Source organism: Flavobacterium sp. AC105 (assembly GCF_979258495.1).
This window is the reverse complement of record NZ_OZ409860.1, coordinates 4,556,438-4,569,138: the sequence shown is the minus strand read 5'-3', so window position 1 is coordinate 4,569,138 and position 12,701 is coordinate 4,556,438. Positions and strand designations below refer to the sequence as shown.

Below are 12,701 nucleotides of genomic sequence, written 5' to 3'. Positions count from 1 at the left end.
AACAATTTATAAATTGGTTCCTTCTTGTTTATAAAATGGATAAACCATATTTATTCTCGAATTGGTAGCGCGTACTTTAAAATCAATCAGTACTAATAATTCGCCACTCAAATCGTCACCTTTTGTAATGTCAATTTTTTCAACATCAATTCTTGGTTCGTGATACAGAATTGCCGTTTTAATCAGCTCGGAAACAAATGTTTTTAATGTTCGGTTTAACGGATTAAACAACAATTCATCCATATTACAGCCGTATTTGGGCTGCATGAGGCGCTCGCCAATTTTAGTCGAAAGCAAAATCTCCAAACTGCTTTTAATGTCTTCTTCATCCGTTAACATTGCTACTGTTTTGGTCGTTTTTTTAAACTCAGGAGGAAAACTCCATCCAATTCCTAAAAAATCTTGTTCTGTTTCCATAATTAATTTACGTTGCTGGTCGGTCATGTGTAGTCCCTACGGGACAATATTATTCGTCTAATTTATTTGCTACCAATATATAATCTCTACGAGATAATTTTTTGTGATGGTTTATATGGTAACAATCTTCCAATAAATGATCTGTTAGGATTTTAATATTGGTAGTAAAAAAAGTTTCCAATAAATAATCTGTTAGGATTTTAATATTGGTAGTAAAAAATTTCCAATAAATAAATCTCTTAGGATTAAATATTGGTAGTAAAAAAAGTTTCCAATAAATAATCTGTTAAGATTTAATATTGGTAGTGAAAAAAATTTCCAATAAATAAATCTGTTAGGATTAAATATTGGTATTAAAAATCGAGCCCCTCCAGAAAAAATATCCCGTAGGGATTATACACCTTGATTTCAGTGTTTTTAATTTGTAAAATTGTATTAATTAACCAATTAATACTGTTGGTAATCCGGCGACTATTGTGCCGCCATGTGCGGTTGAATCTCCCATTCGTGCTGCTGGTTTTCCACCAATTAAAACCGTTGCTGAACCTGCTGCAATCGTATCCGGCGGACCCGTACAAGTAGCCATATCACCCACGCATGCAGCTGGCATTCCGCCAATTAATACGGTTGGGGCTCCGGCAGGTAAAATTGGACCACCCACGTGCGGGACCGTTCCGGTAACCATTGGACAAACATGCATATCTGAAACTCTTGCGGCTGGTGCTCCCATAATTTTAATTTATTTGTACAATACTTCCTTTTAAAACTGCAGTTGCGCTCGATGACATTTCTACGCCCGCACTTCCTTCTGCTTTAAATTGGGCGTTCGCTTTTAAGGAAATATTATTGCCTTCGATCGTTACATCTCCGGAAGTTTTTAATTCAATGTTTCCAACGCTTTCCATTTTTATTCCGTTGCTGTCGATGGTGATTACATTCGAATTTTCATCTTCTATTTTAATAACACCCTGATCTTCATCGATTGTGATTTTTTTTCCGGCGGGAGTTTCTATTCCGATGGATTTTTTTTCATCATCGAATAAAACCTTCATTTCGCTTCGGGTTACAATTCCTTTTTGATGATTGTCATCAGAAGCTGTAATCGGAGCAGATTTTCCGCTGCTGTGCAGCATTCCTAAAACGATGGCATTATTTGGATCTTCGTTTATAAAACCAATAATCACTTCGTCTTCTATTTCAGGCCTGAAAAAAATACCTCTTTTATCTCCCGCATCAGGCGAAGCAACACGACACCAAATGCCTTGTTCGTCATTATTGATGATTGGAATTTTGACCAAAATGCGATCTTCTCCATTAGGATCAGATTCGAGTTGTGTGACAATTCCAACATGAAGCCCTTTTATAGCCGGGATAATTCCAGAACCTGTTGGGGTATGAATGTCGAATGTTTCAGAAAACCATTCCGGATTTAATCCGAATTGTGCATCGATAGTCCAGTTTCCTTCGGCAAGTTCATGAAAAACACCGGTTACATAGGCATTTCCGTTAAAGCGATCGCCAACACCTTCTAGTGTAATAATCGTATTTGGTTTTACGGCGGGAATTCCTTGAAATTTGACTCTTCCGCGGATTTTTGATAATTGCTGAAACAGTAATTTGGCATCGGCCCAATCCTGAAGTTCAACTTCTGTAATCGTTCCGCCATGACGTAATTCCAGGTTTTCAAGCTCGATGATTTCAGACAAATCAGAAGTAGAAAGATTGCCATTCAGACTTATGTTTGGATTGTTGGCTTCGATTTCGACTAATTTTTGGTTGGTGTAATCCCAGCTGTACGAAGACACTTTTGCAAATTGATTTCGAGCATCAATTTCGGCATCAAAATCCAATAAAGTAGAACCAAAAGTAACTGTTTCAACAGGCGATGATTTTAGGTTAGGTTTGCTGATGGTTATTTTTCCATTTTCAACAAAACAAAGTTTACCATTGGCTTGCGCTCTTGAAACAATAAAATCCCAATCGGAAGTATTGTACTGAACGATTTCTTTATGACTAAAATTAGTTGTTTCGACGTCTTTTTCTAATCCGTATGCATCAATGATTTCTTCGAATGCTTCGCTGTCTTTTACATCATAAAAATATTTGCTCTTTCTGCCAATAGTCAATTTTACGGCTTCATCCTTACATTCGATAATCAATAACGAAGCGCTGCTTTTTATTTTGATCGAATGTTTGATGATAATTCCTTTATAAATAGTTCCCTCATCGTTGTGATAACCCGCATTTATTTCAATTTTTTTACCGGGAATCAATAAATCTTCATTACTCAGCTTAAAATCTCTTTCAGAAGCTTCTCCGTCTATCAAAACAATTTGAGCCATAGGAATGCGGTTGACTTCATTTTGTACCACAACACTTTTAACCTGATAGGTATTAGACAGTTCTTCTCCTTCAATTAAAATTTTAAGCGTTACTAAATCGGCACTTTTACTGGTTTGTATGACTCCGCTGTTGTTCATCAGGATTGTTTTTGTAAGGGCGGAAAGAATAGTTTTTGCCCTGTTTTTAATTTTCTGAAATTGATAATGTTATTGACTTTGGCAACTTCCAGATAATACTTAGAATCGCCGTAGATATTAAAGGACATCAAAGGCAGCGTATCGCCTTCTTTTACAGTTCTGTAATGTGTTAAATCCGGTGATTTGTTATTCTCTCTTGCCGCTCTTAAATTGTCTTCAACAAAACCCTGAAATTTTGCTTTTGCGATTGCCCGTATCGGAGTTCCGTCTGGTTTAAAGAGTTTGAATTCTACATCCATTTCGGTCAAAGCACCTTTAAAAAGCAATGTTCCCCAGGAAATAATCAGGTAATTGGGTTTATGTTCATCTCCGTTATAATCCAGAATTACTTTTTTGAATTTTTCGATATCCTCGATAATTCCGTCATCAGAACTTGCGTAACCGTTGATTACTCCGGACCGGTCAAAAACAAAATCGAGTTCGAGGTTTTCAGGCAATTTTTTATTGAACCTTGGCGAAACTGTACTTGTTCCGGAAGCCTGTGTGTCATCGGTTTCAATTTTATAATGATAGGTGTATTTTTCCGGATTCATCAAAGTCGAAAATTCCCCGTCCGCAATTTTGGTATTAAATTCCGGATCACTATAAGCAACAACTTTTAGTTTTTCTAATTCTCCTGCCATGATTACCGTTCTTTTTTACGTTCGATGATTTTCATTACTTGTTCTACACATTCGGCTACCGCATCTTCGTCTTTGCTTTTTGCGGCACTTTTAGAAGCAGGCGGTTTCGATCCTTCGTTCACGTTTATTTTAATGTGAAGCTCTTTTATTTCTATTGGCATAACTAACTTTTAAGTAAGGTGAAATAATTGTAGGTAAGCTCAAAATTTTCGACAACGAGCTTACTTTCTTCGGCATTAAAATCTTCAACCGACCATTTTACAGGATAGGCGTGAACCACGTTCCATGAAATCAAAGGCTGATGTTCTTCATTGAGCAATTTGATGGTCAGGTTGACGGGCTTAAAGGAGAAGTTTTCGATAGCATCCCTGCACCAGTCTATCACTTTAGAATCAATCAATAACCCTCTTTTTAAAGTCAGGTTTGGATATTTTGTCTTTACAGGAAGTTTGTGTTTGAATCTGTTTTCACCACCTTCGGCTATTTCTTCCGTTTCGATATCAACAGATAAACCGGAAACCGATTGAAACTGATGGTCTTTTGCTTGCGAGCCAAGACCTTCAAATTCAACTAAAAAATGAAAACCTACAGGTGGATAATAGTTAGCCATGATTAATCATTTTGAATGGATAAACCTTCATGAACCAATTCCATAGATTCGATAGCGACTTCGTTTCCGTCAGCTTTTAAATCAGTCGACTGAACTTTTGCCGGCCATGCATTTTTTACTTTCCAGGTAATTACAGGCTGATGTTCTTCGTTTAGTAATTTGATGGTAATGTCCCTTCTCTCTATGGTATTTAGTTTTACCGTATTCCACCAATTGTAATACTCGTTATCACTTGCAAAAGTTCCTCTTTTCAAAGTAATATTGGAGAATTTCTGCATGCCGGGCATTTTAATTTTGCTGTATTCGGGACTTGCTCCCTGGCGGTATTCAATGACTTCAGTTTCTACATCTAAACCGGAAACTTCTGTAAATCCTATTTTTGTTCCACCCCAGTCAACTGAGAAATGAAACTTTGGTAGCGGATAACTCATGATCTATATTTTTTTAATGTTGATATTAATTAAGATTCCTGCATTTTGTGAGAGAAACGAAGTATGATAAATTCTGCCGGACGCACTACTGCCAATCCGATTTCGATAATCATTCTGCCTTCTAAAATATCTAAAGCCGACATCGTTTGTCCCAATCCGACTCTTACATAAAAAGCCTGTTCTGGTTTTGCCCCGGCTAAAGCTCCGGCTCTCCATTGCAGAATTAAAAAATTCTCGATCATGGCCCGAACTCTTATCCAGGTATTGGCATCGTTAGGTTCGAATACAAATTGTTCTGTTGCTTTTTTGATGGATTCTTCTGCCATGATAAAGAAACGGCGAACGGGTACATAACGCCATTCGTTGTCGTTTCCTGCCAAAGTTCTTGATCCCCAAACCAGGGTTCCTTTACCCGTAAAACTTCTGATGGCATTAATAGATTTTCCGCCAACAGTATCAACATTCAGGTTGTCCTGATCCCCATTTGTTATTTTTATTGCGGGTTTAATCACATAATTAATACCCACATTTGCCGGAGCTTTCCAAACCCCGCTGTTAGAATCAACACGGGCGTAAATTCCGGCGACAGCACTACTTGGAGGAAGCGTAAGAGGTAAATTTGAAATTTCGGCTTTTATAGCGTTGTATGATTTGTTGTCTAATCCTTCAATATCGCCAAGAAAACGACCGTTCATTGCCCCATTATTGGTATCTGTAGTCGTAATATTATTGATTTCATCTCTGATTGCTGTAGCAAGTGCCACCATATCATCTGTTGGTGTTGATTGATTGAATACATCAACTCCAATAGTCAGATTATCATCTGGCAATTCAATAATAGAATTGGTTGGTGCTCCTGTTACCGTAAAAGTGAGCAGTTTGGCCACTTCAGTAACTACGCTATTAACATGTGTTCCTAAGGTTGTTGAGGTTTTGGCAGCGCGGATCTTGGCTGTTAAATCGTCTAATTTTAATTTTACATCTTCAATTTTATCTGTGCCTTCAAACAAGTTTGTGAAAGTAGTTAAGGCAGTTTTAAGAGGAATCTCAACGCCTGAATTTTCTTCAACAGAAGCAATTGCAGAGTTTGCTGCATTTGCTATTTTTTGCTTATCGCTAATTAATTTTCCTAAATCCGTGGCTAATATTTCTACTGTATCAGCAAAGGTATTTTTTAAAGCCATATCATAATTTGCAGAACCTGCGCCAAGATTAAAACCCGCTGGATTTGCTGAATCTGTAAACAAAAGAACATCTGCAATACTTCCGGATAAGGTGTCGTTCGTTGTGCCCGGATCTGCACTATCACTAACAGTTATTAAATCTGAAACGGTTGGTGTAATAGTTCCTAAAGCAGCATTAACCTGACTGAAAGCTGTAACTAAGGCATCAGGTACATTTGTGATATGATTGATTTTAATGTCACTTTCATTATATCGATAATCTAATATGGTATCGAGATACGGATAATAAGCAGCACCGTATTTCAGGTAATCTTTCTCTTGAGAAAGTCCATTTCTAAGGGCTAGCGAATCAACTGCGATATCATTAGAATCATGCGTGTCAATAATAGTAAAACGATCCTGCATATCGTGGCATTGCATTAAGGCATCTCCGTATAAGGCATAAAAATCACCTACGCTCAATGCTTTTGCATCCGGGAATAAGATTAATGTTGGTTCATCTTCTGCATTTAATAAATTCAATCCGGTTTTTAAATCAGAAGGACTTACAGGGTTTTGAGTGCCATTTAAAGCTTCATATTTCTTCACCGAAACGATATAACAAGGTCCGCCGCCATTTGCAAAATACATCTGAAGCGAATAATACATCAGGAATGGTTTTGGAGCACTAGGCTGGTTAACCACAATGTTTCTTTCGGTCAGCACATTGTCAGTCACAACATCGGTTACATCTACAGAAATGGTATCTTCCGGATATGCAAACCCGAAATACGTTTCATAATCCAGTAAAGAGGTGATTCGGGTAGGAACCCTGTCTAGATCGTTCTCCACTTTTTTAGTGGCTTTTTCGGTATAGCCAATAAAAGCAGGAATCGCAGTTTCTACCTGAGCAACCGAAGGGGGAAATTTTACGATTTCCTCAATATATACTCCAGGCGTTTTGTAAGTTGTTGCCATGATTAATTGTTTTTAATTATTAAATAAATATTTCCGAATAGTAATCACTATTGATTTTTATTATTGATTTGACAGATGGATTTGGATATTGATGATTTGCCGGTTCTGGCGGGGTAAAATCGGTGAGGGGATCAATTTCAACAAAACCCGAATAGGTTAGGGGTTTTACAGCATTGGTTTCAACTTCTGTAGCGGCTTTTCTGTTGATGTATTTCCAGAGCGTTTTTCTATTATCAAAATGAATTTTAAAATTCGGGCTGATCATTTTGCCCAAATTATTCACAATATTTTTCGGATTCGTATCACCTTTCATTGTCAGGGAAATGATTCCGAAAACCCCTTGTCTTTCCTGTGTATGAAGTTCCGATATGAAATGTGCGGTTGTTTCTTCGGAAACTAAAAAATCATCTGATATCAGAATATTTTCATTGCTGTTTGGAATGTATTTAAACGTTACAGGTTCTGTTGAAGGTTTGACGTTGCTGAATAAAAACATCTGTTTCAGAATAAAATCCAAATTGGTGTAATTCTCAAATTGATAGTCGTTGATGGAGATTATAAAATCCAGTTTCAAATCGGCAGGAATACTAATAAAAGGATCGATTTCATCAGTTTCCTTCACTTTAATATATACCCGAAATCCTGTTTTTGTTGGTTTGAATGCCATTTTGTAGTTTTTTAACCGTGTGATGGTTTCTACAGTTGGCGTTATGGTGGCAAATGAATCGCTTTCAAATTTTTGCAGCATTTTTTCTTTAGCGGTTGCGGACATTCCTGCAAAAGTATCTTCACCGCTATTCAGGAAATAATTGTGATAAAGTGTTACTTCAAATAACAATCCATATGAAAGATTAAAACTCATGATTGCTCTTTTGTTTTTGTTATACCATTGATTTTGCTGATAAGCTGTCCTTCGCCTTGTGCAATATTGCGTTCAATTTGTATCATGCTCACTTTGTATAAAGCCGATGGAAATTGTTTGCCGCCTAATGTTCCCCAGATATAATTTAATTCTTCAAAAGTGGGCGTGTAGAGTTCAACTGAAAATCTGAAATTTTCAATATTATCCATTGCAACATTATTTCGGTTGTAAATAGTATTGGCTTGCGTAAAAAGCTTTTTCCCCTGAAAAAATGCAATAATTTTTGAAATATCATTAAGAGAATTGATGTATGCCGTTCTATTGGCGCTAAAAAGCAAATACAGATTTAAATTGATAATGCTGTTTTTATAAATTGTTTTAGCATTTTCGATAGTATGATTAGGAAAGTTTTTTAGCGTAGCTTCCTCATCCAAATTAATTAAGGTAAGGGCAACTTTATCTTCTAAATTTGCAGATACAGTTTCGTTTTGCGACTCCAGAAAAGCGATATTTTCTGCCACAACTGTTTTGTCTAACCCAATTTCATCGAGATAGTTGTTTACTTGTTCTGCAATTATTTGAATAATTTCAAAAATCATCTGGTGACAGCTTTACATTCTACACTATTGCTAATCTGATTGCCTTATACCTAATCATACTTTAAAAAGTATAATTCAAATTTCTATTCTTCTAAAAGCAGTCCTTATATATATGTTTTAAGATTGCTTTTCAGAGATAATCTCTATATGCTGATTGGGGTAACTTTTTGTTTTATGAATTCAAGTATTTTGGTTTTCATCACATCTCGTTTTGATATATGAAATTGTTCTAAATAAATGATATTCAATATTGTAGGTTGAAAAAATAAAAGAAGATTTTCTGGCTTGTTTTACTTGTAATATAAACTGTGGGCTTATAAACATGTCGAAGTTAGAGAAACAAAAAGTTATCAGTAAGGGGAAAAATACCCTTTTTTTTTAACATTTTCATTATTTAAAATATTGATTATCAGTTACTTGTGTTTTTGAATAATTTTTATTTTATTTTTTATGAAAAAGAAGATGCCTGAATTTGTGAAAAACTGTTAAAATTTTAATTGATTAAACTGTAAAATGTTCAATTGTAGATCTTTATATTTTGAACATTGCTGTTGATTTATCGAAATAACTTCTTTTTAAAACCAAAGTAATGTTGGGTTTGTCGTTTTGCTAAAGCATAAATTATAGCTTGTTAAAAATATTATGATTTTTCTTTCTTTTTAACGATTATTGCTAAAATAAATTATCCTGATGTTGGATTTTAGGTGTTTTTTTGACAATTGTCAAATATAAACTTGCTTTATGATGGTGCGAATGTGCATAATTACCAATATTTTTGTCCACTAAGATTAAGTTTTTTCTTTGCTTTATAACAAGAGTTTAGCTTTAATTTTCTGTTTAAAAGTTTCAAAAATGTTCTACTAAAAGTATTAGGACTGTTTTTGTTTCTTTTACCCATACCAAAACCAAATTTAATACCACCTTTATGACTAAAAAAATACTCTTTTGTGTATTGTTTTTAATAGTTTCATTTTCTTCTTTTAGCCAAACCATTTTAGGAAAATCCCTTATTAATAAAGCAACGGCTAAAACGGCTGTAAATGCCGGAGATATAAATAATATCATATCTTATACAAACGGAAATTCAAATTCAGTTTGTGTAGAAGCTAATGAAAATACGGATGCCACTTTTACTGCTCCGGCAGGAACTTATTTTGATAGCGTTAGTTTTGCCAGTTTTGGTACCCCAACGGGCAGCGCTTGTAATTATACCATAAATGCTGCTTGTCATCAGCCTAATAGTCAGTCTATAGTTGAAGATGCACTTTTGGGCAAAATAAATACCACAATAATTTCAGCTTCAAATACTCTTTTTGGAGATCCTTGCGGAGGAACTGCTAAAAAACTCTATGCTAAAGCACATTATACAGAACCTCTATGTGCCGGCGCATCTGTAAGTATAACAGGAGCTGTCTCAACAGAAACTAATGCCTATACCTATTTGTGGGAAAGCAGTACGACAAGCAGTACGGCAGGTTTTGGTACAGCAGCAGGAACAAACAATGGTCAAAATTATACTACTGGTGTTTTAACGCAGGATACCTGGTTTAGACGAAAAGTAATAACGAATAGCGATACTAATATTTCGGCAGTAGTTTTGGTTAAAGTAAATCAAAGGCCAACTGCGACACTGGGCGGAGGAGGTACTATTTGTGGTGGAGGCAGTACTAGTTTTACAATATCGTTTACCGGAGCCGGACCATTTGATCTAACCTATACAGATGGGGTTACTCCTGTAAGCCTTACCGGTATAACGGCAAATCCGTACACGGTTAATTTAACTCCAACTTCATCCGCAACCTATAGCCTTATTGCCTTAAAGAATTCAAATTGTACTGCAACAGCAGCCGACTTAACTAGCAGTGTTATTATTAAAGTAGTTCCAACGCCGACTTTAGCAAGCGCAACTCAGGTCGCTCCGGTTTGTGCCGGATCAGCAGTATCTATAGCTTTAACAGGTTTAGTGCCAAATATTTCTACTACTGTTAATTATATAATACCGGGTATAGTAGGTGGAGCTGTTACTACCTCTGCAGGTTCAGCTGGTACATTAACTTTTACCATTCCGGTATTATTAACAGCTGCTGCTAATGGAAAAATTTTAAAAATTACAGGACTTAAAACAACATCCCAGTCTTTCAATTGTACTCAAACTTTTTCAATGGATGTCGTTTTAGCTGTCATTGATGTTACGCTAAACACAGCAACTCAGGATGCACCGGTTTGTGAAGGATCAGGAGCAGTAATAAAACTGACAGGATTATTGGCAGGCAGCACATCAGATATTACTTATGCAATAGCAGGAGTTACTAAACCAACTGTTACAGTTGTGGCTAATTCATCAGGAGAAGCGAGTTTTACCACTGTGCCACTTACAACAGCTGATAATGCCCAGACTTTGCAGATTACAAAAAGTCAACTTACAGTTAGTCCATTTTGCAGTAAGACATTTGCCGTCAATACGATCCTGACTGTTAATCCAATTCCAACTATAAATGTAAGCCAATCAATTGCAGCCTGTTCAGGAGTTGGGTTTACTGCAACACCAATTAACGGTACTAATGGAGTTGTGCCTGCAGGAACTACTTATAGCTGGCCTTTGCCGATAGTAACCGGCGGATTATCAGGCGGAGCTACAGGAAGTGGAGCTTCGACAATTACAGGAAATTTAGTAAATACGACCAATACTATACAAACAGCGACTTATACCGTTACTCCTAAAACGGGCATATGTACAGGAACTCCTTTTACAGTAACGGTTACCTTAAATCCTGCATCTACTATTACGGCCGGAACCAATGCAAATGCTTGTCAAAATAGTGCTATGTCAACTACTTTGACTTTAAGCGATGGTATAACGGGAGCGACTGTTACAGGTTTACCAAATGGAATAACGAGTTCCGTTTCCGGAAATACACTAACCATAAGCGGCACTCCAAGAGATCTTGGAGTCTTTACTTATAACGTTACAACAAGCGGAAATTCTTGTAGTCCTGCAACAACCTCAGGGACGATAACAGTAGGAGGCGGAAACAATATTATATCGTATGCAAACGGCAATTCAAATTCAGTTTGTATAGAAGCAGATGAAAACACGGATGCTACTTTTACTGCTCCGGCAGGAACATATTTTGATACGGTTAGTTTTGCCAGTTTTGGTACGCCAACCGGGACTGCTTGTAATTATTCGATCAACAATAGCTGTCATCAGGTTAATAGTCAGGCTATAGTTGAAAATGCACTTTTAGGCAAAATAAATAGCATAATAATTTCAGCTTCAAATACTCTTTTTGGAGATCCTTGTGGAGGAACTTTCAAAAAGTTATCGGCTACAGCCCATTATTCAGAACCCATATGTGCGGGCAATGCAGCCGGAACTATAACGGGAACTGTACCAGTAGAAACCGGAGCTTATACGTATTTGTGGGAAAGTAGTACTACAAGCAGTACAATGGGTTTTGGTACAGCAGCAGGTACAAATAATAGTCAAAATTATAGTCCTGGTGTTTTAACTCAGGATACCTGGTTTAGAAGAAAAGTAATAGCTGCTAGTTGTACTAATTTTTCGGCAGTAGTTTTGGTTAAAGTAAATCCAAGACCAACTTCAGTACTGAGTGGTTCAGCTACAATTTGTGCAGGATCATCTTCAAATCTTTCTGTAGCTCTTACCGGAACAGCACCCTGGAATTTAACCTATACTGATGGTACAACGCCTGTTAGTGTTACTGGTATAACGGCAAGTCCATATACCATTAGCGTAAATCCGTCCGTTCAAAAAACGTACACCATTTCAGCTTTAAGCGATTCAAAATGCACTGCCATAGCAGCAGACAGAACAGGAAGTGCTCTTATTAAACTAAACCAAAGACCAACTTCGATATTAAGTGGTGGAGGTGAAACTTGTGATGGTACTTATAGAGCTCTTTCTGTTGCTTTAACCGGAACTGCACCATGGCAATTTACCTATTCAGACGGAACAACTTCTACAACTCAGGCAGGAGTATTTACAAACCCTTACCTATTTTATGTGAACCCCGCATCTGATAAAACGTATACAATTACAGCACTAAAAGATTCAAAATGTACTGCTGTAGCGGCAGATATGGCAGGAAATGCTGCAGTAACAGTAATTTCAAGGCCAACTTCTATAATAAGCGGAGGAGGTTCGGTTTGTTACGGAGACAGTAGTAGTTTTACGGTAACGTTTACCGGAACCGGGCCATGGGATTTTAGTTATTCAGACGGTGGTGCTCCTGTAAGCCTTACCGGCATAACGACGAATCCGTATACGGTTAATTTAACTCCAATTTCGTATAAAAGTTACATGATTACTGCTTTAAAGGATTCAAAATGCACCGCAATAGCAGCAGACATGACAGGAAGTGTTATTATTGGAGCAAACCCAATCCCGACTTTAACAGGTGCAAGCCTGGGAGGAACTGTTTGTGCGGATCGCGGGCAATAATACGTTTAACAGG

At 36.9% G+C, this 12,701-nt stretch carries 11 protein-coding genes; 1 reads left to right on the top strand and 10 read right to left on the bottom strand.

What is annotated here, in order from left to right; translation table 11 throughout:
• Window positions 1-6: 6 nt before the first annotated feature.
• From ACZ0AH_RS18910 to ACZ0AH_RS18865, 10 genes are all read right to left on the bottom strand, one after another.
• Complete coding sequence (locus ACZ0AH_RS18910; RefSeq protein WP_463477323.1) at window positions 7-417, bottom strand: GPW/gp25 family protein; 411 nt, start codon at window positions 415-417, stop codon at window positions 7-9.
• A gap of 439 nt (window positions 418-856) precedes the next feature.
• Complete coding sequence (locus ACZ0AH_RS18905; RefSeq protein ID WP_463477322.1) at window positions 857-1,147, bottom strand: PAAR domain-containing protein; 291 nt, start codon at window positions 1,145-1,147, stop codon at window positions 857-859.
• 4 nt (window positions 1,148-1,151) lie between these two features.
• Window positions 1,152-2,897: a type VI secretion system tip protein VgrG gene (gene vgrG / locus ACZ0AH_RS18900; protein WP_463477321.1), complete on the bottom strand. Its 1,746-nt coding sequence runs from the start codon at window positions 2,895-2,897 to the stop codon at window positions 1,152-1,154.
• A complete protein-coding gene (locus tag ACZ0AH_RS18895) occupies window positions 2,897-3,580 on the bottom strand; it encodes a CIS tube protein (protein WP_463477320.1) in 684 nt (227 codons plus the stop codon). The genes vgrG and ACZ0AH_RS18895 overlap by 1 nt, the downstream gene beginning before the upstream one ends.
• Window positions 3,581-3,582: 2 nt before the next feature.
• Window positions 3,583-3,741 carry a DUF5908 family protein gene (locus ACZ0AH_RS18890; RefSeq protein ID WP_463477319.1) on the bottom strand — a complete coding sequence of 53 codons (159 nt, stop codon included), beginning with the start codon at window positions 3,739-3,741 and terminating at the stop codon, window positions 3,583-3,585.
• Between the two features lie 2 nt (window positions 3,742-3,743).
• A complete protein-coding gene (locus ACZ0AH_RS18885) occupies window positions 3,744-4,190 on the bottom strand; it encodes a phage tail protein (protein ID WP_463477318.1) in 447 nt (148 codons plus the stop codon).
• A 2-nt stretch (window positions 4,191-4,192) separates the two neighbouring features.
• Complete coding sequence (locus ACZ0AH_RS18880; protein WP_463477317.1) at window positions 4,193-4,621, bottom strand: phage tail protein; 429 nt, start codon at window positions 4,619-4,621, stop codon at window positions 4,193-4,195.
• Window positions 4,622-4,650: 29 nt separating this feature from the next.
• Window positions 4,651-6,762 (bottom strand): phage tail sheath family protein, encoded by a 2,112-nt coding sequence (locus ACZ0AH_RS18875; RefSeq protein WP_463477316.1) that lies wholly within the window; start codon window positions 6,760-6,762, stop codon window positions 4,651-4,653.
• A 19-nt stretch (window positions 6,763-6,781) separates the two neighbouring features.
• Window positions 6,782-7,624, bottom strand: coding sequence for a hypothetical protein (locus ACZ0AH_RS18870; RefSeq protein ID WP_463477315.1), 843 nt, complete (start codon window positions 7,622-7,624; stop codon window positions 6,782-6,784).
• The gene (locus ACZ0AH_RS18865) at window positions 7,621-8,223 is read right to left on the bottom strand and encodes a Pvc16 family protein (RefSeq protein WP_463477314.1); all 603 of its coding nucleotides are present in this window, start codon (window positions 8,221-8,223) and stop codon (window positions 7,621-7,623) included. The genes ACZ0AH_RS18870 and ACZ0AH_RS18865 overlap by 4 nt, the downstream gene beginning before the upstream one ends.
• Window positions 8,224-9,148: 925 nt before the next feature.
• Here ACZ0AH_RS18865 and ACZ0AH_RS18860 point away from each other — a divergent pair.
• Window positions 9,149-12,688 carry a PKD-like domain-containing protein gene (locus ACZ0AH_RS18860; protein WP_463477313.1) on the top strand — a complete coding sequence of 1,180 codons (3,540 nt, stop codon included), beginning with the start codon at window positions 9,149-9,151 and terminating at the stop codon, window positions 12,686-12,688.
• Window positions 12,689-12,701: the final 13 nt, after the last annotated feature.

Coding starts and splice junctions, on each gene's coding strand:
- vgrG (WP_463477321.1), bottom strand. CDS start 2,897: ATGAACAACAGCGGAGTCATACAAACCAGTAAAAGTGCCGATTTAGTA.
- ACZ0AH_RS18895 (WP_463477320.1), bottom strand. CDS start 3,580: ATGGCAGGAGAATTAGAAAAACTAAAAGTTGTTGCTTATAGTGATCCG.
- ACZ0AH_RS18890 (WP_463477319.1), bottom strand. CDS start 3,741: ATGCCAATAGAAATAAAAGAGCTTCACATTAAAATAAACGTGAACGAA.
- ACZ0AH_RS18880 (WP_463477317.1), bottom strand. CDS start 4,621: ATGAGTTATCCGCTACCAAAGTTTCATTTCTCAGTTGACTGGGGTGGA.
- ACZ0AH_RS18870 (WP_463477315.1), bottom strand. CDS start 7,624: ATGAGTTTTAATCTTTCATATGGATTGTTATTTGAAGTAACACTTTAT.
- ACZ0AH_RS18875 (WP_463477316.1), bottom strand. CDS start 6,762: ATGGCAACAACTTACAAAACGCCTGGAGTATATATTGAGGAAATCGTA.
- ACZ0AH_RS18910 (WP_463477323.1), bottom strand. CDS start 417: ATGGAAACAGAACAAGATTTTTTAGGAATTGGATGGAGTTTTCCTCCT.
- ACZ0AH_RS18885 (WP_463477318.1), bottom strand. CDS start 4,190: ATGGCTAACTATTATCCACCTGTAGGTTTTCATTTTTTAGTTGAATTT.
- ACZ0AH_RS18860 (WP_463477313.1), top strand. CDS start 9,149: ATGACTAAAAAAATACTCTTTTGTGTATTGTTTTTAATAGTTTCATTT.
- ACZ0AH_RS18865 (WP_463477314.1), bottom strand. CDS start 8,223: ATGATTTTTGAAATTATTCAAATAATTGCAGAACAAGTAAACAACTAT.
- ACZ0AH_RS18905 (WP_463477322.1), bottom strand. CDS start 1,147: ATGGGAGCACCAGCCGCAAGAGTTTCAGATATGCATGTTTGTCCAATG.